The organism is Pseudomonas sp. H1_D04, assembly GCF_054683855.1.
The window spans coordinates 5,044,553-5,066,460 of record NZ_CP162826.1 but is presented as its reverse complement, the minus strand read 5'-3'; the positions used below and the strand labels follow the sequence as shown (position 1 = coordinate 5,066,460).

General features: G+C 60.6%; 13 protein-coding genes and 1 pseudogene. All 14 read left to right on the top strand.

From position 1 onward, the window contains the following. The first annotated feature begins 411 nt into the window (after nt 1-411). Nucleotides 412-3,774 (top strand): membrane-targeted effector domain-containing toxin, encoded by a 3,363-nt coding sequence (locus tag AB4N82_RS23360; RefSeq protein WP_163034963.1) that lies wholly within the window; start codon nt 412-414, stop codon nt 3,772-3,774. A gap of 274 nt (nt 3,775-4,048) precedes the next feature. Then, nucleotides 4,049-5,182, top strand: a pseudogene (locus AB4N82_RS23355) (HAMP domain-containing protein); the annotation flags it as partial. Nucleotides 5,183-5,197: 15 nt separating this feature from the next. Next, the gene (locus tag AB4N82_RS23350; RefSeq protein WP_401381643.1) at nt 5,198-6,043 is read left to right on the top strand and encodes a methyl-accepting chemotaxis protein; all 846 of its coding nucleotides are present in this window, start codon (nt 5,198-5,200) and stop codon (nt 6,041-6,043) included. 90 nt (nt 6,044-6,133) lie between these two features. Further along, a complete protein-coding gene (locus AB4N82_RS23345) occupies nt 6,134-6,592 on the top strand; it encodes an SRPBCC family protein (protein ID WP_122765214.1) in 459 nt (152 codons plus the stop codon). An 81-nt stretch (nt 6,593-6,673) separates the two neighbouring features. After that, complete coding sequence (locus AB4N82_RS23340; protein WP_122765215.1) at nt 6,674-7,120, top strand: DUF411 domain-containing protein; 447 nt, start codon at nt 6,674-6,676, stop codon at nt 7,118-7,120. Nucleotides 7,121-7,123: 3 nt separating this feature from the next. After that, the gene (locus tag AB4N82_RS23335) at nt 7,124-7,567 is read left to right on the top strand and encodes a YqaA family protein (protein WP_122765216.1); all 444 of its coding nucleotides are present in this window, start codon (nt 7,124-7,126) and stop codon (nt 7,565-7,567) included. Between the two features lie 44 nt (nt 7,568-7,611). Continuing rightward, entirely contained in the window at nt 7,612-8,613 is a 1,002-nt protein-coding gene (locus AB4N82_RS23330) for an alpha/beta fold hydrolase (RefSeq protein ID WP_122765217.1), read from the top strand. 26 nt (nt 8,614-8,639) lie between these two features. Continuing rightward, a complete protein-coding gene (locus tag AB4N82_RS23325) occupies nt 8,640-9,593 on the top strand; it encodes a D-2-hydroxyacid dehydrogenase family protein (RefSeq protein ID WP_122765218.1) in 954 nt (317 codons plus the stop codon). A 1,589-nt stretch (nt 9,594-11,182) separates the two neighbouring features. Beyond that, nucleotides 11,183-12,739: a glycogen synthase GlgA gene (glgA, locus tag AB4N82_RS23320; RefSeq protein WP_081797612.1), complete on the top strand. Its 1,557-nt coding sequence runs from the start codon at nt 11,183-11,185 to the stop codon at nt 12,737-12,739. Between the two features lie 19 nt (nt 12,740-12,758). Beyond that, on the top strand, nt 12,759-14,504 hold the full coding sequence (treZ, locus tag AB4N82_RS23315) for a malto-oligosyltrehalose trehalohydrolase (RefSeq protein WP_460103207.1): 1,746 nt from the start codon (nt 12,759-12,761) through the stop codon (nt 14,502-14,504). After that, the gene (malQ, locus tag AB4N82_RS23310; protein WP_122765219.1) at nt 14,501-16,585 is read left to right on the top strand and encodes a 4-alpha-glucanotransferase; all 2,085 of its coding nucleotides are present in this window, start codon (nt 14,501-14,503) and stop codon (nt 16,583-16,585) included. Before treZ ends, malQ begins: the two co-directional genes overlap by 4 nt. Beyond that, nucleotides 16,582-19,332, top strand: coding sequence for a malto-oligosyltrehalose synthase (locus tag AB4N82_RS23305; RefSeq protein ID WP_460103204.1), 2,751 nt, complete (start codon nt 16,582-16,584; stop codon nt 19,330-19,332). The genes malQ and AB4N82_RS23305 overlap by 4 nt, the downstream gene beginning before the upstream one ends. Before the next feature lie 24 nt (nt 19,333-19,356). Beyond that, nucleotides 19,357-19,626 (top strand): DUF2934 domain-containing protein, encoded by a 270-nt coding sequence (locus tag AB4N82_RS23300; RefSeq protein WP_095184657.1) that lies wholly within the window; start codon nt 19,357-19,359, stop codon nt 19,624-19,626. A gap of 121 nt (nt 19,627-19,747) precedes the next feature. Continuing rightward, on the top strand, nt 19,748-21,907 hold the full coding sequence (gene glgX / locus AB4N82_RS23295) for a glycogen debranching protein GlgX (RefSeq protein WP_032885261.1): 2,160 nt from the start codon (nt 19,748-19,750) through the stop codon (nt 21,905-21,907). Nucleotide 21,908: the final 1 nt, after the last annotated feature.

Here is a 21,908-nt window from a genome sequence, read left to right as displayed (position 1 = left end):
CCCTGCGCCGGATTGACCTGCAAACGCCTTACGGCAATCTGAGCCATCACAGCGAGACACAGGGCTGATTTACCGGTTTCATAAAAGACTTTTCACGCCGTTGCCAACACTTAATTTTACAGACCTCGGTATTTCCGCAAGGAACCTCGCAGGGTGTTTTCTACACCCAATCGGGGACGTCTGAGGAAAAGGGAACCTCCTCATGAAAGACGCTTATTACAGCTTGTCTGAAAAGGTGCCCACCCCATGTTGAATGTTCACACACCCACTCAACCCCCATCTCAGCCTCACCTACCGCCCCCGCCTATCAATAATCAATCGCCTGGTTTACACGTCAGCAATCCTTCAGCAAACCTCCAAACCGCTGCGTCCTCCCCCCGCCTCTCACGTGCCAGCACTGGCTTGAAACAGATGATGGCGGACAACCAGAACCTCAGGAACCTAGGACAAAAACTCAGCGAAACGGCAACACGCTTAGGTGTGAATGCCACACCGCAAGCGATCCTCGCCGCGTTGAAGGCGACGCCGATGGATATTCAACCGGGTTCGTCCTACCCGATAGAAGCAGACGCGGCCGTCACGCTCGACGCCTACATCACGTCCAACAACCTGATGCTCCCCAATAACCATTTCGGCCTGATTGCCTTGGCAGACGCCGTGTTCAACCGGGCGTTAGAGCATCCACTGGGCAATTTAGGCGGTGGGCTGTCCTGGCCGATACCAATGAGCATGCGCAACGAAGAGGCGCTACTTGGTACGCTGAGGCACTACGTGGCGCAGCATCCGAACCCAGCGCAGATAGGCGTAAGCCTTGGCGTTTTGGAATACCTGAACAGCAACCAGCCACCTTCCGGCGAAGCCGCCACCGATCCGGCGAAAGCCTTGGTCGCTATCCTGACCACCCCACGGGCACAGGCGCTGGGGCAAGCCATTCAGACCAAATTGAACGGCGTTGCAACTGACACCAGCGTCAACGAATACACGCTGACCGCTATCAACCTGGCGCTGGATCCAGAATCGATTAACCACGCCCACCCCAGCGCAATCGCCAGTTTCAACCTCGCACAAGAAGCCCACTGGGGCAAACCCGCGTCGGCCGTGGTGACCAGCCTGAGCCAACACCTGATAAAAAAACGCAAAACATCCGCCGCAATGGCCAACGTTGGCGCGTACGTGCTTCTGGCAAGGAAAGCCCCCGAATTACTGATCAAGGACCTGCCGGCCAGCGTGACGTATGGCAGCACCGCGTGGCTCAACCTGTCGATCGCCGCCGCGACGATAGAAGCGCAAACACCGGGAAAGGTGCCGAACATGACCTTTGCCCAGGTCATGTCTGCCGCTGAAGGCGCCAGCCTGCAAGACCTGTCCATCACCCAAAAAGCGCAGAGTGCGGCCCTGCGGGTCTGGGGCGTCGTAAACGGCGTTATCAGCCAGGCCGAAGCCGATCGGTACAACGATGCCGACATCGACAAGGTCAAAACCGCTTTCAATCAACAAGCGAATTTACGGCTAGAAGCCACCGGCCAGATCCAAACCGACATGCCCAGCCGTAAAGACATCGCGTTGGCTAAACTAAAAGAACGTTTTGGCGAGGATGTCCCGTTTGAAGAGAAGCTGCTAACGGTCAAGGACACCAGCCAACCCTACGCGCAACCGCTCTACGACCCCAATCGAGCGCCAGCAGGCCACCATTCGCTCTTGGATATCGCCATGAGCGGGCTGGATCAGTTTTCGTGGGAAACCAAAGACCCGCGCATCCTTGACGCACTGGAAGGTAAGTCCCTGGCATTCGATGTAAACGCCGTCTTTAATTCTCAACTTTCCCAAGCAATCAACTCACGCAAACAAGGCATTGGTACGACGGTCAAACACTTGATCGCTCAGCTCCCGCTGGCAGACAGGCAAAACCTGGAATTTGGGAAGCTGGAGTTCTATCAAAACAATACGTACCAGTTGGGTATGGGGTTCACTGGCAGAACCCTTGTAGAGAAAAACGAACAACTGCTGGTTAAAGCCACCGGGGGCAGCGGCGAAACGGTTTACGCGATCGACCTTAAGCAGGGTTCCATCACCACGGTCCCAGGCACCGTATTGACCAAAGAACGTGATCGCGAGTCAAACCTCGTCTATCCAATAGAGCAGTTCCTCCCAACCAACGCCGATGACACCGTTTGGCAGCCAAATAACACTGCGGGGAATCCACTGCCCGTTCCCTACAGCTTTTCAAGCAACCGAACGCAATCCATTGCCGATGCGTTTATCGAACACCTGGATATTGATAACAAGGACGTGGTCAAGCAGGCCAGGGGAACCACCACCTACGATCAACAGATGGACGTCGAGGAGAAACTGGCGGATTTCTTTCTCGATCTGATTCCTTTGAGATCGGCCATCGTCAACTTCAAGAACGACAACGTCCTGGATGGCGTTGTCGATCTGGGGATGGATATTTTCGGATTCGTCACTGCCGGCGCAGGTGCAGCAGCGAAAATTGGGAACGTCGCGGTCAAGGGCTTCAGCGCGACAACCAAGGCGGTTCGGGTGGCAAAAATTCTGGGAACCACGCTCATCGGTGAGCTCAACCCAGCGAGCGGGATGGGTGATCTGGTGCAGGGAGGCGCCAAGCTGATCGGCAAAGGCATCGACACCATCAAGAAAACCAGTGGGGCCTTTAATATGGCAAGGGGCATCGCCAACGAGCATGGGCCCATTACTCACGGCACCTTCAAGATCGCCGACCAGACCTTCCGGGCCGACACCATCCTGTCCAACGGACAACGGTATGCCTACGACCCCGCGGCGATGAAGCCCTACGGCACGCCTTTGGCAGACTTCAACCCGCTCGACACCTTGGCACCCGGCTCCCCCCATACCCACTCCCCTTCCCCTGCACAACACCGTCATCGATACAACCCTATGGCCTCCATCGCGCGCCCAGTGCGAGTCAGAAAGCCGTTGCCCGTCGGCGACTACGCAGAAAGTATGCGCGGGAAACTGGAACCGGATCATTTCAAACCCGACACCAAGATGGCGACCATTCAAAAGTTCAAAGATGAAATGAAGGACTATTTTGACGCCATCCAGCAGGCGGGCCTCCCGACGCGACCGACCATCCCGCACATCGCCGGCAACGTCCCTGTCCCTGACCTGATCGAAACAGCGTTGAAAGCCTCGCAAGGCGTGGTATTTGGAGAGTCCCACAAGCAGATGGCAAGCTTCCGGGCGCTGTTCGATAACGTCGCCACACTAAAAAACGAGGGCGTTAAAAGAGTTTACTTCGAGGGGTTGATAGATATGCCCCAAGGGCTTGTCGACGACGGAATTGGCATCCTTGGTCAAAGCAAGCAGCTTCGAAGCGGCCCGACATTCCAAGAGTTACGCAAAAAGCTGGAGGATAACGGCATAGAGGTCTTGCCTCTTGATCACTACTACCTCACCCGCCACAAAGACCTACGCGGCTTAAAGAAGCCGACCACTACTGGCTCCGCGTCGATCACGCGGCTTGAAGAGTTCAACTATTACGCCGCTGAAACCATCCAGGCCACCTCAGGTGCTGATAAGTGGGCTGCATTGGTTGGGCATTCACATATGAACACCTCCGAAGGTGTGCCCGGCCTCGCTGAGTTGACCGGCAGCATCGGCATTGGTGTGTTTGACAGGCCCAGCGCCACGAACCACTTCGGAACCAGAGTACTGGGCCATCCACAGGATCCCACCAAACCGGTCGGCAGCGGCGGTATCCCCGGCGATCTACAGATTTACATCAAGCCGTAAACCCAAATCCCACCCGGCACACTAGCGGTCACAGCGCATGGCCCACCCCTAGCGCTGCAACCCCGCGCCGGGTGGGGCGCGCCGCTCAACCCATTATCGGCACGGTTTACCGAGACAACTGTCCATGGGCTCCCAGTTGAATTGCCAATCCCAACCGTTTAGCCCTTCACTTTATTTGCACGAGCGTACCTAAAGCTAAGCGTTGCCAAGCCGATAGCCCAACGAAGCTCTAAAAAAGCCGCGTCGATAATAAACGCTTCGTAAGGACGACCCCATGCCCCCAATGCGCTCTATCCAAGCCCGCTATACCCTGTTTCTGGTGCTGTTCGTCCTGGTGCTATTCGTGTTGACCGTCGTGGGTATCGGCCAGTTGGTCGCACCCAAGCTGCGACAGACCGAAGAACAGGTGGTGCTCAACCGCATCAGTGAGGTGGCAGAACAAATTCAGGGCGAACTGAACAAGGTTCAGGCCCAGCAACGCACCATCACCCAAACTATTCCACTGCTCGACAGCGATGCCATCGACAAGGTCCTGCCAGGCCTGGTCGACCAATATGGTGAACTGAAGGTATTTGGTGGTGGTATCTGGCCGCTGCCCAACCAGCGCACGCCGGGCCGCAACAAGCACAGCACGTTCTGGCACCGCGATGCGTCGGGCAAGCTGGCGGTGAACACGTTCTGGAACAGCGACCCCGCGCCCAACTATTACGACCAGAGCTGGTACAAAGGCGGCCTCGCTTCGCCGCGCGGGCAATGCGCCTGGGCGGCTGCCTACAAAGACGACGCCAGCCAGGAGCCGCGCACCAACTGCGCCATGGCGATCCAGCGTGACGGCGCCGCCTATGGCGTGGCCACCATCGACGTGACCCTGGGTTTCTTCAATGACCTGGTGGCCAGCAAGGAAAAAGACATCGGCGGGCAAATGCTGATCGTCGAGGGCGATGGCAAGATCATCAGCAACAGCTCGCGCCTGAGCAGCCCCGTGGTGTTGAAGAACATCAGCGAACTGACCTCCACCTCGGCATTTGCCACCCAGGTCAGCAAAGCCCTGGCCCATCGCGACCAGGCACTGCAACGCAGCGAATTCGACAATGGCGGCGTGGCCAGCACCTTCTATCTGCGCCCCATCGAAGGCACGCCTTGGTTCCTTGCCACCGCCCTGCCCACTTCACTGATCACTGCCCAGCGCGATGACGTGCTCGGCAGTCTGGCGCTGTTGCAAATCCCAATGGTGTTGCTGCTGGTGCTGCTGGCGGCGTATGCGATCCGCCAACTGGTGCAGCGCATGAAGATCCTCAAAACCAATATCGACGCGCTGTCCGCTGGCGATGCCGACCTCACGCGACGTATCACCATCCGCGCCGAAGACGAACTCGGCGCCATCGGTCACTCGGTGAACCACTTCATCGTCTACCTGCAAAACATGATCGGCGAAGTCACCCAGGCCACTGGCGCGATGTCGTCAGGCCTTGAGCAATTGCAACGGACCTCGGCCCACACCAACCAGATCCTGGTGCGTCACGCCTCGGAAACCGACCAGACCGTCACCGCCATCACCGAGATGAGCTCCACCGCCGACAACGTCGCGCAAAACGCGGCCGAAACCGCCTCGTTCACTCAGCGCGCCAATGAGCACGCCGATCGCTCCCGCGTGGTCGTTGGGGAAGCATCCACCAGTGTCAGCGCCTTGATCGGCGAAGTTGCCAGCGCCACCCACACCGTGGAAAACATGCGCCAGGACGCCGCACGCATCACCGAGACCCTCGGGGTGATCGGCGCCATTGCTGGCCAGACCAACCTGTTGGCCCTCAACGCCGCCATTGAAGCGGCGCGGGCCGGTGAGCAAGGTCGAGGCTTTGCAGTGGTTGCCGACGAAGTGCGCGCCTTGGCTGCGCGCACTCAGGCAAGCACCTCGCAGATCAACGAGATGCTGGCACGCCTGACTGCCGGGGTGAGCTCCTCGGTCGCGGCCATGGAAAATACCCAGGCCAGCTGCCAATCGGCAGCGGATGCCACGGCGCGAGTCAACACCGGGCTGGATGAAATGGCGGGTTCCGTGAGCCATATCAACAACCTCAGCACGCAGATCGCCACAGCCGCCGAGCAGCAAAGCGCGGTGACCGAGGAGATCAACCGCAGCATGGTGCAAATCCGACACATGGTCGAAGAGTTGGTACAAAGCGGCCATGCCACCGAAACCAATACCCAGAGCCTGCTGGATGCCAATGGCCGGGTGATCGCCTTGATGGGCCGCTTCAAAGTGCGCTGATCAATTCTCTGAAGGCTCCCGTGCAAAGCGCGGGAGTCGGACTATTCTGACAGCTCCAAGTGTTAAGCCCCGCCACACAGGAGGTGTGCCATGCGCGCTGTCGAGCAGTCGTTCCGCTTGGAGCGGATCAGTCAGGAACGCTTTATCCAAGCCCCCATTGACGCTGTTTACGACTACGTGACCCAACCGGATCGCTGGCATGAATGGCACCCCACATCCCTCGGGGCCGACACCGGCACCACCGGATCGCTCCCCGCCGGTGCACGCTTTACCGAAATGATCGACCTGCTGGGTGTACGCATGCCCATGAGCTACCGCGTGCAGATCGCCCGTCGTCCCGACGAGTTCAAGACGGTGTTCACGTCCCTCGCCGTCGATGGTTCCATCCACTATTTCCTGCTGCCCTTTCACGACGGCACGCTGTTCAAGCGTGTGCTGACCTATGAAACCGAATTGCAGTTGGCCAGCCTGCACGAACGCATGATCGAACTATCAGCGATTGCGCTGGACCAGCTCAGGCACCGCCTTGAAAACGCCAATCTTGTATAACTTTGAAACATTACAACGGCGTCCCCTTCAAAAAAGCGCGGAGAATGCCCGGCTTACTGCCTGGTCTTGGACGAAAACCTGATGAAAACCCCATTGCGATTGGCCCTGCTTTCAGCCCTCTTCACCACCACCCTGGCCCAGGCCGCTGACCTCATCCCCATCGACGTGCACCGTGACGCCAACTGCGGCTGCTGCAAAAAGTGGATCAGCCACCTGGAAAGCAACGGCTTCAAGGTCAACGACCATGTCGAAGCCGACATGAGTGCCGTCAAGCAACGCCTGGGCGTGGCCCCGCGCCTGGGCTCCTGCCACACCGGCGTGATCGACGGCAAATTCGTCGAGGGCCACGTGCCCGCCGATCAAGTGCTGGCTTTGCGCAAGCGCGACGACCTGCTGGGCATTGCCGCACCGGGCATGCCGATGGGTTCGCCCGGCATGGAAATGGACGGGCGCAGCGAGGCCTATCAAGTCATCGGGCTGACCCGAGACGGCAACGATGTCGTGGTGGCTGAGTACCCGGCGCACTGATCGATGCTGATGGGTTACCTCGGGCTGTTCGTCGCCGCCTTTGGTGCGGCGACCTTACTCCCATTGCAATCGGAAGCGGTGCTGGTGGGCCTGCTGGTCAGCGGGCATTACGGCCTGTGGTGGCTGCTGGGTATCGCGACCCTGGGCAATGTTCTCGGGTCGCTGGTCAACTGGTGGCTGGGCCGCTGGGTGGAGCACTTCAAGGGTCGGCGCTGGTTTCCGGTCAGCGACAGGCAACTGGAAAAAGCGCGCACCCATTACCAGCGCTGGGGACACTGGACGCTGCTGCTCAGTTGGGTGCCGATCATTGGCGACCCGCTGACGTTGGTGGCCGGGGTAATGCGTGAGCCCTTGTGGCGGTTTCTGCTGCTGGTGACCCTGGCTAAAGGCCTGCGCTATGCCGTGCTGGCCGCCGTGACCTTGCAATGGGTGTTAATCCCCACTTAATCCCTCGCAAAGAGCATCCGGACACCCTTCCTGGAGCCCCGCCCATGCCTCTATTCCGCGCTTTTTGCATCGCCGGCCTGCTGACGGCCAGCACAGCGCCTGCGCTCGCGGCCACCTACGGTCCCGAGCTGCAAGGTTTCCAGTACCCCTACCCCCTTGAACATTTCCAATTCCAATCCCAAGGCGAATCCCTGCAAATGGGCTACATGGACGTGCCGGCCAAAGGCACCGCCAATGGTCGCGCCGTCGTGCTGATGCACGGCAAAAATTTCTGTGGTGCAACGTGGGAAAGCTCGATCATGGCCCTGAGTGATGCCGGTTACCGAGTGATCGCACCGGACCAGGTCGGTTTTTGCAGCTCCAGCAAACCCGAGCACTACCAGTACAGCTTCCAGCAGTTGGCCCTCAACACCCACCAACTGCTGGAAAAGCTCGGCATTCAAAAGGTCACCCTGCTCGGCCACTCCACCGGCGGCATGCTCGCCACGCGTTACGCGCTGATGTACCCCGAGCAGACTGAGCAGTTGGCGCTGGTCAACCCCATCGGCCTGGAAGACTGGAAAGCCCTGGGCGTGCCTGCGCTCAGCGTCGACCAGTGGTATGCCCGTGAACTGAAAGTCAGCGCCGATGGGATTCGCCAATACCAGCTCAACACGTACTACGTCGGCCGCTGGAAGCCGGAATACGAGCGGTGGGTGGATATGTATGCCGGCCTGAGCAACGGCCCGGGGCATACGCGGGTCGCATGGAACTCGGCGTTGATTTACGACATGATCCTCACCCAGCCGGTGTACTACGAATTCAAGAACCTGCAGATGCCTACCCTCTTGCTGATCGGCACCTCCGACAACACCGCCATCGGCAAGGACGTCGCGCCGCCCGAGGTCAAAGCTAAGCTCGGCAACTATGCGGTGTTGGGCAAAACCGTGGCCAAGCTGATCCCCCACGCAACGCTGGTGGAGTTTCCCGGCCTGGGCCACGCGCCGCAGATGGAAGAACCGGCGAAGTTTCACCAGGCGCTGTTGCAGGGTTTGAACGCGCTTTAATCCAACCTTTTTCGAGGCACTCGTGAATGTCGGTACAGATCGCAGTCATTGATGATTGGCAGAATGTGGCCCGTGACGTGGTGGATTGGTCGGTGCTGGAGTCGGTCGGCCAGGTGCACTTCCTGCACGATTACCCGGCCGATACCGCCGTAATGATCGAACGTCTGCAGCCGTTCGAGGTGATTTGCGTGATGCGTGAGCGCACCCCATTCGACGCCGCGCTGTTGCAGGGGCTGCCCAACCTCAAGTTGCTGGTGACCGGCGGCATGCGCAACGCGGCCATCGATATTCCCGCCGCCAAGGCCCTGGGCATTCACGTCTGCGGCACCGACAGCTATAAACAGGCCGCGCCGGAATTGACGTGGGCGTTGATCATGGCCTCCACCCGCAACCTGCTGGCCGAGGCCAACTCCGTGCGCGCCGGGCACTGGCAGGTTGGCCTTGGCGGCGACCTGTACGGGAAGACGCTGGGCATCCTTGGTCTGGGCAGCATCGGCCAGAAGGTCGCGCAATTTGCCCAAGTCTTCGGCATGCGCGTGATTGCCTGGAGTGAAAACCTCACGCCGGAGCGTGCGACGCAAGCCGGTGTGACCTGGGTCAGCAAGGAAGACCTGTTCAAACAGGCCGATATCCTGACCATCCACCTGGTACTCAGCGACCGCACCCGCGGCATGGTGGATGCCGAGGCGCTGGGCTGGATGAAACCGACGGCGCGTCTGGTGAATACCGCGCGTGGGCCGATTGTGGATGAGCAGGCATTGGTTGAGGCATTGAGCCGTGGTCGCCTGGCGGGGGCTGCACTGGATGTGTATGCCGAGGAGCCGTTGCCGCTGGATCATCCGTTCCGCCACTTGCCCAATGTGCTGGCCACGCCCCATGTAGGCTATGTGAGCGAGCAGAATTATCGGCAGTTCTACCAGCAGATGATCGAGGATATCCAAGCCTGGGCGAACAACGCGCTCATCCGGCCGATTGGCTGACGCACCAATACGGGGCGCCTCTCACCGCAGAGGCGCACGCCGCCCCTGTGGTGAGAGGTTTGCTCAGAAAATAAGCTCACATCCTCCTGTCCACGGCCGCCACAACCCCTGTGGTGAGCAGGCTTGCCCTGCGACGGAGTGCGAAGCGCTCCCCAATGGCTCGCCTTGCTGTATCAGGTACATAGGCGGTGCCCCTAATGCGGCCGCTTCGCAGCCCAGCGCAGGGCAAGCCTGCTCACTACAAAATGCGGCTCAACCCCACTCCACAGTCGCGAACAACGCTGTGGTGAGAGGTTTGCTCAGAAATAAGCTCACAACCTCCTGCCCACAGGCGCCACAACCTCTGTGGTGAGCAGGCTTGCCCTGCGCCGGAGTGCGAAGCGCTCCCCAATGGCTCGCCTTGCTGTATCAGGTACATAGGCGGTGCTCCTGATGGGGCTGCTTCGCAGCCCAGCGCAGGGCAAGCCTGCTCACTACAAAATACGGCTCAGCCCCACTCCACAGTCGCAAACAACGCTGTGGTGAGAGGTTTGCTCAGAAATAAGCTCACAACCTCCTGCCCACGGGCGCCACAACCCCTGTGGTGAGCAGGCTTGCCCTGCGCCGGAGTGCGAAGCGCTCCCAAATGGCTAGCCTTGCTGCATCAGGTACATAGGCGGTGCTCCCAGTGGGGCCGCTTCGCAGCCCAGCGCAGGGCAAGCCTGCTCACTACAAAATACGGCTCAGCCCCACTCCACAGTCGCAAACAACGCTGTGGTGAGAGGTTTGCTCAGAAATAAGCTCACAACCTCCTGCCCACGGGCGCCACAACCCCTGTGGTGAGCAGGCTTGCCCTGCGCCGGAGTGCGAAGCGCTCCCAAATGGCTAGCCTTGCTGCATCAGGTACATAGGCGGTGCTCCTAATGGGGCCGCTTCGCAGCCCAGCGCAGGGCAAGCCTGCTCACTACAAAATGCAGCTCAGCCCTTACTCCACAGTCGCAAACAATTGTGTGGTGAGAGGTTTGCTCAGAAATAAGCTCACAACCTCCTGCCCACGGACGCTACAACCTCTGTGGTGAGCAGGCTTGCCCTGCGACGGAGTGCGAAGCGCTCCCAAATGGTTCACCTTGATGCACCAGGTACATAAGCGGTGCCCCTAATGGGGCTGCTTCGCAGCCCAGCGCAGGGCAAGCCTGCTCACTACAAAACCCAGGTCAAACTGCATTACCTCGAAATACACCACTGCCCCACAAACAATTGGCTAATAACCACTGACTCTCAGGTTAAAAGTTTTTTGTCCTACAAAATCTTCCCAGAAACCCCACAGGCTATGAGGATCTGTCCTAGACTGATGACCGATGGGTCCGTTCCAAAACAAAAACCCCGCAAAAAATCTAAACTTTCCGACTCTGCCATTGGTCCAGTTTTAAGGTAAGGCGAGCACACACGCTTCACAGCACATGCCCGTCCATCCAATCTTTTTTCGCAATCCGTGCAACTGGCATACGCCTTGCCAGTTTGTACAGTGCTTGTGCGCCTGGCCGCAGGATGCGGCCAATCGGAGCTAGTGGCAGCGGGCCATTAGCCGACCAACAAAATGGGAGTGCATTATGATCAGTGCCGCAGTAGATACTCAGGGAGAGCGTTTCAGTCAGCCTGCAGGGGGGCCTACGTCGTTGGCCGACCTGCCAAGCTCTGTGCGGCCGATCGTGAGTCACAACCCGAATCGAAAGAAAGTGCTGTTTGTCACGTCCGAGTTTGCTGACCTGGTGAAAACCGGTGGCCTGGGCGACGTCTCCGCGGCCCTGCCCCGTGCCATGGCTCACCTGCATGATGTGCGCGTGTTGATCCCCGGCTACCCGCAGGTCATGGAAAGCGACAACCCGATCCACATCATCGGTGAACTGGGCGGCCACGCCGCGCTGCCGCCATGCAAGATCGGGCGTATGGACCTCAAGGACGGCCTTGTCATTTATGTGTTGATCTGCCCCGAGCTCTACGAGCGTGAAGGCACGCCTTACGGTGCCAACAACGGCCGCGACTGGCCGGACAACCATATCCGCTTCGCCCGCCTGGGCCTGGCCGCCGCCGACATCGCCGCCAACCTCGCGCAGATTCACTGGTGCCCGGACTTGGTGCACGCCCACGACTGGCCTGCTGGCCTGGCCCCGGCGTATATGCACTGGCGTGGGTCACGTACGCCGACCCTGTTCACCATTCATAACTTGGCCTATCAAGGTGTGGTCAGCCTGGCCTCGACGCCAGAGCTGGGTATCCCGCCCCACGCCCTGCAGCAGGAAGGCATGGAGTTCTACGGCAAGATGTCGTTCCTCAAGGCCGGCATGGCTTATTCCAGCCATATCACCACGGTGAGCGCTACCTACGCACAGGAAATCACTACCCCGGAATTTGGCTGCGGCCTCGACGGTTTTCTCGCCGCCAAGACCCAGCAAGGCCTGCTCAGTGGTATCCCCAACGGTATTGATGAAAGCTGGGAAACCTCCACCGACGAGCACCTGACGCACAACTTCAATATCGGCGACTGGGAAGGCAAGGCAATCAATGCCGCCCACGTGCGCGAATTGTTCGGTCTGCACGATTCCACCGGCCCGCTGTTCGCCGTGGTCTCGCGTCTTGTCTACCAAAAAGGCCTGGACCTGACCGAAGCGGTGGCTGGCTTCATCGTTGAGAACGGCGGCCAGATCGCAATCATCGGGCGCGGCGAACCGGAAGAAGAACAGGCCATGCGTGAACTGGCCCTGCGCTTCCCGGGCCAAGTCGGCGTGCGCATCGGCTTCAACGAAACCGACGCGCGCCGCATGTTTGCCGGCAGCGACTTCCTGCTGATGCCATCGCGCTACGAGCCCTGCGGCCTGAGCCAGATGTACGCCCAGCGCTTCGGCTCACTGCCGGTGGCACGCAATACCGGCGGGCTGGCAGACACTATCGAAAATGGCGTCACCGGGTTCCTGTTCAATGAATCCACGGTGGAAAGTTATGAAGAAGCCCTGAGCCGCGCGTTCAAGGTCTTCGCTTTCCCAGGCCTGCTCAACGCCATGCGTTGCCGTGCCATGACCCAACCGTTCAATTGGTGCCAGGCAGTCGAACCCTACGCCGAACTCTACGAACAACTTGTGGCCAAGGCCCTGGGGAAATCAGTCAAGTAATCAAGGGAGGCCTCTATAGATGCCGTTACGGACTCTAGAAACCTGGCCCCACGGCGCAATCATGCTGGACGCGCAACACACGCGTTTTGCCTTGTGGGCGCCAGACGCGTTTTATGTCAGCGTTGAATTGGAAGACGGCAAATCAGTTGCCATGCTGCCGCAGGCAGAGGGCTGGTTTGAAGTAGAAATAAAGTGCCCGGCGGGCACGCGCTACCGCTACAACATCGACGGGGAAAAAGACGTGCCCGACCCCGCATCCCGGGCCCAAGCGTGCGATGTGCACGGTTGGAGCCGGGTGGTTGACCCACTCGCCTATAAATGGCGGCACAGCCAATGGCAAGGTCGCCCGTGGCATGAGGCGGTGATCTACGAGCTGCATGTCGGCGCAATGGGGGGCTACGCCGGCGTGGAGAAACACCTGCCACGCCTGGCCGAGCTGGGCGTCACGGCCATTGAGTTGATGCCCTTGGCGCAGTTCCCCGGCGAACGCAACTGGGGCTACGACGGGGTTCTACCCTACGCGCCCCATTCCTCGTACGGCACGCCTGAGCAGCTCAAGCACTTGATCGACAGCGCTCACGAGCACGGCCTGGCCGTGATCCTCGACGTGGTCTACAACCACTTCGGTCCTGACGGCAACTACTTGGGTCAATACGCCCAAGGCTTCTTTCGCGAAGACGTGCACACCCCCTGGGGCGCGGGGATCGATTTCGAGCGCCGCGAGGTGCGCCACTTTTTCCTCGACAACGCACTGATGTGGCTGATGGAGTACCGCTTCGACGGCCTGCGCCTGGATGCCGTGCACGCCATCGACAATCCCGGTTTCCTGCAACAACTGGCACAGCGTGTGCGCCAGCAGGTCGACACCGGTCGCCACGTTTGGCTGGTGCTGGAGAACGAATTCAACCAGGCCAGTCTGCTGGAGCATGATTTCGATGCACAGTGGAATGACGACGGCCATAACGCGCTGCACGTGCTGCTCACCGGTGAAACCGACGCCTATTACAGCGACTTCGAAGCAGACACCACAGCCAAGCTGGCGCGCTGCCTGGGCGAAGGGTTCATCTACCAAGGCGAGACCACACGCCATGGCCACACCCGTGGCGAACCCAGCGCGCACCTTCCACCCAGTGCCTTTGTGCTGTTTTTGCAGAACCACGACCAGATCGGCAACCGCGCCTTGGGCGAGCGCCTGCATCAACTGTGCTCGCCTCAGGCACTCAAGGCCGCGACCACGTTGCTGCTGCTGTCGCCGATGATCCCGCTGATGTTCATGGGCGATGAAGTCAACGCCAAAGAGCCCTTCCTATTTTTCACCGACCACCACGGCGAACTGGCCGAAGCGGTACGTGAAGGCCGGCGCAACGAGTTTGCCGACTTCGCCGCATTCCAGGATCCCGAGCGACGCGAACGCATCCCTGACCCCAACGCCCTGCCTACCTTCCAGCAATCAAACCCGACATTTACCGACAGCGAACAGGCGCAGTTCTACCGCCAACTGCTGAGCCTGCGCCATCGCCACCTCGTGCCGCACTTGCCCGGCAGTGTGGCGCTGGGCGCCCAAGTGCTGGCGGACGGCGCTGTGACAGCCCGCTGGCGGTTGGGCAATGGCAGCCTGTTGCAGATCGACCTGAACCTCAGTGCCACGCCCGTGAATCATCCGGCGCCGGAGCACCTACTTTTTGCCACGCCTGCTGAGCAAGGCGCGCAACTGCCGCCGTACAGCGCGCGCGTCAGCCTTTCCCCTGTTGGAGAACACCCTTGAGTGAAGCGAACCTGGAAATCCTCGCCAGCCGCGCAGGCCTGGCCGTCGATTGGATCGACGCCAACGGCCGCCCGCAACACGTGACACCCGATGCCCTGCGCGCTGTCCTCAAAGGCCTTGGTCACCCGGCCGACAGCGACGCAGAGATCAATACCAGCCTGCTGGAACTGGAGCGGGCGCAACAAGACAAACACCTGCCGCCCTTGATGACGGTCGACAGCGGCGACGGCCTTGACTTGGCGCACTACTTCGAACCCGACACCCTGTGCCGTGTCAGCCTGGAAGACGGCGAAACCCTGGACCTGCGCCTGGACGGCGCCGCCGTGCTGCCGGGCATCATCGCCCTGGGCTACCACCAGGTGCACATTAACGACCAGACCTTCACGCTGGCCGTCGCCCCCACTCACTGCTACAGCGTCGCCGACTCGGTCGACAGCCAGCCCGCCCGCGCCTGGGGCCTGAGTGCGCAGCTGTACTCGCTGCGCCGTCTGGGCGATGGGGGCTTCGGCGACACCCTGGCCCTGGAACACCTGGCCCGTTCTGCCGCCGAGCGCGGCGCCGATGCCCTGGCAATCAGCCCGATGCACGCGATGTTCAGCGCCGACACAGGGCGCTACAGCCCCTATTCGCCGTCCAGCCGTTTGTTCCTCAACAGCTTGTATGCCTCGCCCGGCTGCATCCTTGGCGAACGTGAAGTGCGCAACGCCATCGACGCCCTTGGTCTGGAGAATGAGCTGCACGCTCTGGAACAACACACCCTGATCGACTGGCCCGCCGCCGCCAAAGCCAAGCAACGCCTGTTGCGCGCGCTGTACGAAGACTTCCGCCACGGCCAGCATCCGCAACATGCCGACTTCCTGAGTTTCCGCCAGGCCGGCGGTGAAGCCCTGGAAAATCACTGTCGCTTTGAAGCGGTGCAAGCTGTGCGCGCGGCTGCCGGCGAAGCGCTCGACTGGCGCCACTGGCCGCAGGAGTGGCGTACCCCGCAGAGCCCGGCGCTGGCGAAGTTCGCCGAGGACAACCGAGAAGAGATCGGCTACTTCGCCTTCACCCAATGGCTGATCGCCCGCTGCCTTGAGCGCGCGCAACAAGCCGCCAAGGGCAGTGGCATGGGCGTTGGCTTGATCGCCGACCTGGCGGTGGGAGCTGACGGCGGTGGCAGCCAGGCCTGGAGCCGCCAAGATGAACTGCTGGCCAACCTGACCGTGGGCGCGCCGCCGGACATCCTCAACCGTGCGGGCCAGGGCTGGGGCATTTCCGCGTTCTCGCCGGAAGGCCTCCAGCGCAATGGGTTCCGCGCATTTATCGAGATGCTGCGCGCCAACTTCGCCCATGCCGGTGGTTTACGCATCGACCATGTGATGGGCCTGCAACGCCTGTGGGTCATCCCCATGGACGCATCCCCTCGCGAAGGCGCTTACCTGTATTACCCGGTGGACGACCTGTTGCGTCTGTTGGCGCTGGAATCTCACCGCCATCAAGCCATCGTCCTCGGTGAAGACCTCGGCACTGTGCCCGACGGCCTGCGCGAAAAACTCAGTAGCCGCTCTATTCTGGGGATGCGTGTGCTGCTCTTCGAGCAAGGCCACGATGGTCAGTTCACGCAGATTCTCGACTGGCCGAACAACGCCCTGGCCACTACCAGCACCCACGATTTGCCCACGCTCAATGGTTGGTGGCACAGCCGCGACATCGATTGGAACATCCAACTCGGCCTGATCGATGCGCCCACCGTGGAGCAATGGAGCGAACACCGCCTGCGCGAACGCCAGGCCCTGCGCCAGGCCTTGAGCCAGGACCCGCAGAACTTCGTTGACGAGATCCGTAACGAAACCGACCACATGATCGACGCCAGCGTGCGCTACCTCGGCCATACCCGTGCGCCGTTGGTGCTGTTGCCACTGGAAGACGCCCTGGGCGTCGAAGAACAAGCCAACCTGCCCGGCACCACCGATACCCATCCCAATTGGCGCCGACGCCTGGCGGGTGAGGCTTCAAGTTTGCTGGACAATGCCGGAGCCGCGCGCCGCCTTGAACTATTGGCCGTCGCGCGCAACCAGGCCTATGAGCGTGACCGATGAAGACACTGCCCCTGCGCGCCACCCAGCGCCTTCAATTTCATAAAGGCTTTACGTTGGACGATGCGGTGCCGCTGGTGCCGTATTTCGCCGAGTTAGGCATCAGCCATCTTTACGCCTCGCCCCTGCTCAGCGCCCGCGCCGGGTCCATGCACGGTTACGACGTGGTCGACCCGACCCGCGTCAACCCGGAACTGGGCGGTGAACCCGCCTTGCGCCGCCTGGTCGCCGCCCTGCGTGAACACGACATGGGGCTGATCCTCGATATCGTCTCCAACCATATGGCCGTTGGCGGTGCCGATAACCCGTGGTGGCTGGACCTGCTGGAGTGGGGCCGCCTGAGCCCGTACAGCGAGTTCTTCGACATCCAGTGGCACTCGCCCGACCCGCTGCTCAAGGGTCAACTGTTGATGCCGTTTCTGGGCAGCGACTACGGCGAAGCGTTACAGACCGGCACCCTGACATTGCATTTCGATGCGGTCCACGGCGCATTTTATGTCGAGCATTACGAGCATCGCTTCCCGATATGCCCACGGGATTACGCGTTGATCCTGGGCAGCGATGAAACGCTCAAACCCCTGGCTGACCGTTTCGCCGCCCTCGCCTATCAGGACGACACCTACGCCGAAGCCGCCTGGCTCAAGCAGGCGCTGGCCGAGCGGGCGACTGAAGTCCTGGCGGCTATCGAAGACCGCTTGATCCAGTTCGATGGGCGCCAACCCGAGGGTTTCAATCGCCTGCATCAGTTGCTCGAACAACAGGCCTACCGCCTGGCGAGTTGGCGCACGGCGGCAGACGATATCAACTGGCGGCGCTTCTTCGACGTCAATGAGCTGGGTGGCCTGCGCGTAGAACGCACGGCGGTGTTTGAGGCCACCCACGGCAAGATTTTCGAACTGATCAGCGAAGGTTTGGTGGATGGGTTGCGTATCGACCATATCGACGGCCTGGCCGACCCGCGGGGTTATTGCCGCAAGCTGCGTCGCCGAGTGGACGCCCTGGCACCTGGGCGGCACTTGCCGATCTTTGTCGAGAAGATCCTCGGTGAAGGCGAAACCCTGCGTGAGGATTGGTGTGTGGACGGCACCACCGGCTATGAATTCATGGACCAACTGTCCTTGCTGCAACACCAGCCGGACGGCTTTGCACCGCTGGCCGAGCTGTGGACACGCCATACCGAACGGCCCTCAGCGTTTATCGAAGAAGCCCGTCTGGCCCGCCAGCAGATCCTCAACGGCTCGTTGGGCGGGGACTTTGAAAGCGTCGCCCAAGCGCTCCTGCAAGTGGCCCGCGACGATGTGATGACCCGCGACCTGACCCTGGGCGCGATTCGCCGCGCCCTGCAGGAGCTGATCGTGCACTTCCCGGTGTACCGCACTTACATCAGCGCCTTGGGCCGCAGCGCCGCCGACGACGCGGTGTTCCAGCAGGCCATGGACGGTGCCCGCACCACCTTGAGCGAGGGCGACTGGCCGGTGCTGGATCACCTCGAAAAATCCCTCGGCGGCCAGCCTTGGCGCCAACGTCCGGTGGGCCGTGAGCGCAAGATCCTCAAGCATGCCTGCGTACGCTTCCAGCAACTGACCTCGCCCGCGGCCGCCAAAGCCGTGGAAGACACCGCGTTCTATCGCTCAGCGGTGCTGCTGTCGCGTAATGATGTGGGCTTCAGTACTGAGCAGTTCAGCGCACCGTTGACCGAATTCCATTCGATCAACCAACAGCGCTTGGAAGCCTTCCCGGATAACCTGCTGGCCACCGCCACCCACGACCACAAACGCGGCGAAGACACCCGCGCTCGACTGGCAGTGCTCAGCGAGTGCGCCGACTGGTACGTGGAACAGGTTGAGCAGTGGCGCACCCTGGCAGCACCGTTACGCAGCGATGCCGACACGCCGTCGGCCGGTGATGAGCTGATCCTCTACCAAGTGCTGCTGGGCAGTTGGCCGCTGGACCAGGGTGATGACTTCGACGGCTATCAACAACGCCTCTGGCAGTGGCAACAAAAGGCCCTGCGCGAAGCCAAATTGAACAGCAGTTGGAGTGCGCCCAACGACGCCTACGAACAAGGCGTGGAAGCGTTTCTGTCGCGTCTATTGCTCAGTGAAGAAGGTCGCACGTTGCGCACCGCAATTGCGGCGGCTGCCCAGGCGATTGCCCCGGCCGGGGCGCTCAACGGGCTGGCGCAATCCTTGCTTCGCATCACTGTGCCGGGTGTACCAGACCTGTACCAGGGCGCTGAGTTCTGGGACTTCAGCCTGGTGGATCCGGACAACCGTCGTCCGGTGGATTTCAGTGCACGACAACGGGCACTCGAGACCCCAACGGACATCGGCGAACTGTTGTTCAACTGGCGTGACGGGCGCATCAAACAGGCGGTGATTGCCCAGGTGCTGGCCTTGCGCAAGGCCCAGCCTGAGCTGTTTCGCAACGGTACTTACACACCGCTGGAAGTGGTCGGCCAGCATGCCGAGCGGGTGGTCGCATTCTGTCGCGAACACCAGGGCAAACGCCTGCTGGTAGTGGTTCCACGCTGGTCACATCACTTGCTGGAGAACGGTGTGTATCCCCAGATCAATGCGCAGGTTTGGGGCGATACGCGGCTGAAATTACCGTTCGCCGCACCAACTCAAAACTGGAAGGGACTTTTTCATACAGGCGCAGTCACACCAGACAAGGAGCTGTTGATCAGCACTGCCCTGGGGGATTTCCCGGTCAATGTCTTTATCAATCCTGATGATCAAGAAAGCTGAAAATTTTCTGTGAGGAGCATTGTGATGAGTACTGAAGACAAACGCATACGCGAACTGGCGCATCAGATCTGGGAGTCTGAAGGTAAGCCCCATGGTGAAGATGCGCGCCACTGGGAGATGGCGCGCAAGCTGGCCGAAGCCGAAGCGCTGACGCCGAGTAAACCCAAGGCTGGCGCCAAGCCGAAGGCCGCGCCCAAGCCGCCCGCCAAAGCCAAACCGCCGGCTCCGGTTGCCAGCAAGCCGACACCTCCTGCGGCGAAAAAGCCCTCGGCTCCGAAAAAGCCAAAGCCTTAATCCTATCAACCGCCTGCCGACGCGTTCGGCAGGCGGTTACTTCATCACACTGATTGTGAGCTGAACGTTCGTCAGCCTGGCGGCGTTCGGCCTGAAAAAGACCCTTGCAGGAGCAACTTGAATGAGCAAACCCGACAAAAACCAAGCGACGCAGGAACATGAACCGTCGCGGATTCGCGAAGGTTTGCCCTTCCCGCTCGGTGCCACCTGGGACGGCCTGGGTGTCAACTTTGCGCTGTTTTCGGCCAACGCCACCAAGGTGGAACTGTGCCTGTTCGACGACGCCGGCGAAGTAGAGCTGGAGCGCATCGAGCTGCCGGAATACACCGACGAAATCTTCCACGGTTACTTGCCCGATGCCCATCCAGGACTGATTTACGGTTATCGGGTATACGGCGCCTACGATCCGGCCAATGGTCATCGTTTCAACCACCACAAATTGCTGATCGACCCCTACGCCAAACAGCTGGTAGGTGAGCTCAAATGGTCCGAAGCACTGTTCGGCTACACCATCGGCCATCCCGACGACGACCTCAGTTTCGACGAGCGTGACAGCGCGCCGTTCGTGCCTAAGTGCAAGGTCATCGATCCGGCACACACCTGGGGTAACGACCAGCCGGTGCGGGTGCCATGGGACCGTACGATCATTTATGAAACCCACCTGCGCGGCATCAGCATGCGTCACCCCTCGGTGGGTGAATCCGTGCGCGGCACGTGCGCCGGGTTGATGGAAGACGATGTGCTCAAGCACATTCGCCAGTTGGGTATTTCGTCGGTGGAGCTGCTGCCGGTGCACGCCTTCGTCAACGACCAGCACCTGCTGGAAAAAGGCATGACCAACTACTGGGGCTACAACAGCATCGCGTTCTTTGCCCCCGACCCGCGCTACCTGGCCAGCGGCAAGATCGCCGAGTTCAAGGAGATGGTCGCGCACCTGCACGAACAGAAGCTGGAAGTGATCCTCGACGTGGTCTACAACCACACCGCCGAAGGCAACGAGCGCGGTCCGACCCTGTCCATGCGCGGCATCGACAATGCCTCGTACTACCGCTTGATGCCTGACGACAAGCGCTTCTACATCAACGATTCCGGCACCGGTAACACCCTGGACCTGAGTCACCCGTGCGTGCTGCAAATGGTCACTGACTCCTTGCGGTACTGGGCCAACGAGATGCATGTCGACGGTTTCCGCTTCGACCTGGCAACGATCCTTGGCCGCTATCGCGATGGTTTCGACGAGCGCCACAGTTTCCTCGTGGCCTGCCGCCAGGACCCCGTACTGCGTCAGCTCAAACTGATCGCCGAGCCTTGGGACTGCGGCCCGGGCGGCTATCAAGTGGGCAATTTCCCACCGGGCTGGGTGGAATGGAACGACCGCTTCCGCGACACCGTGCGCGCATTCTGGAAAGGCGACGACGGCCAGCTCGCGGACTTCGCCGGGCGCATGACCGCCTCGGGCGAGATGTTCAATCATCGCGGTCGCCGCCCGTACAGCTCGGTGAATTTCATCACCGCCCACGACGGTTTCACCCTGCATGATCTCGTCTCGTACAACGACAAGCACAACGAAGACAACGACGAGAACAACCAGGACGGCAGCAACAACAACCTGTCCTGGAACCACGGCGTTGAAGGCCCCACCGACGACCCGGAAATCAACGCGCTGCGCCTGCGCCAGATGCGTAACTTCTTCGCCACCCTGCTGCTGGCCCAAGGTACGCCGATGATCGTCGCCGGTGACGAATTCGCCCGCACTCAGCACGGCAACAACAATGCCTATTGCCAGGACAGCGAGATCGGCTGGGTCAACTGGGAATTGGACGATGACGGCAAGTCGCTGCTCAAGTTCGTGAAACGATTGATCAAGCTACGCTTGGCCTACCCGATCCTGCGGCGTGGACGCTTCCTGGTCGGCGACTATAACGAAGACATCGGCGTGAAGGACGTAACCTGGCTCGCACCCGACGGCAACGAAATGACCACCGAACAGTGGGAAGACAGCCACGGTCGCTGCCTCGGCATGTTGATGGACGGCCGCGCCCAGGAAACCGGGATTCGTCGCGCCGGTGCCGATGCGACCTTGTTGCTGGTGGTCAACGCGCACCACGACATGGTCAATTTCCGCCTGCCGCCAGTGCCCGAGGGTGAGTTCTGGACCTGCATGCTCGATACCAATGACACCGCAGTACGCGGTCAGGAACGCTTTGATTTTGAACATGAATACGCGGTGACCGGCCGCTCGCTGTTGTTGTTTGAACTGCAGCGCGAAGACGAGGTGTGAG

What these genes read in the sequence shown, in the direction of transcription:
- AB4N82_RS23360 (WP_163034963.1), top strand. Translation starts at nt 412, where the DNA reads ATGATGGCGGACAACCAGAACCTCAGGAACCTAGGACAAAAACTCAGC.
- AB4N82_RS23350 (WP_401381643.1), top strand. Translation starts at nt 5,198, where the DNA reads ATGATCGGCGAAGTCACCCAGGCCACTGGCGCGATGTCGTCAGGCCTT.
- AB4N82_RS23345 (WP_122765214.1), top strand. Translation starts at nt 6,134, where the DNA reads ATGCGCGCTGTCGAGCAGTCGTTCCGCTTGGAGCGGATCAGTCAGGAA.
- AB4N82_RS23340 (WP_122765215.1), top strand. Translation starts at nt 6,674, where the DNA reads ATGAAAACCCCATTGCGATTGGCCCTGCTTTCAGCCCTCTTCACCACC.
- AB4N82_RS23335 (WP_122765216.1), top strand. Translation starts at nt 7,124, where the DNA reads ATGCTGATGGGTTACCTCGGGCTGTTCGTCGCCGCCTTTGGTGCGGCG.
- AB4N82_RS23330 (WP_122765217.1), top strand. Translation starts at nt 7,612, where the DNA reads ATGCCTCTATTCCGCGCTTTTTGCATCGCCGGCCTGCTGACGGCCAGC.
- AB4N82_RS23325 (WP_122765218.1), top strand. Translation starts at nt 8,640, where the DNA reads ATGTCGGTACAGATCGCAGTCATTGATGATTGGCAGAATGTGGCCCGT.
- glgA (WP_081797612.1), top strand. Translation starts at nt 11,183, where the DNA reads ATGATCAGTGCCGCAGTAGATACTCAGGGAGAGCGTTTCAGTCAGCCT.
- treZ (WP_460103207.1), top strand. Translation starts at nt 12,759, where the DNA reads ATGCCGTTACGGACTCTAGAAACCTGGCCCCACGGCGCAATCATGCTG.
- AB4N82_RS23305 (WP_460103204.1), top strand. Translation starts at nt 16,582, where the DNA reads ATGAAGACACTGCCCCTGCGCGCCACCCAGCGCCTTCAATTTCATAAA.
- AB4N82_RS23300 (WP_095184657.1), top strand. Translation starts at nt 19,357, where the DNA reads ATGAGTACTGAAGACAAACGCATACGCGAACTGGCGCATCAGATCTGG.
- glgX (WP_032885261.1), top strand. Translation starts at nt 19,748, where the DNA reads ATGAGCAAACCCGACAAAAACCAAGCGACGCAGGAACATGAACCGTCG.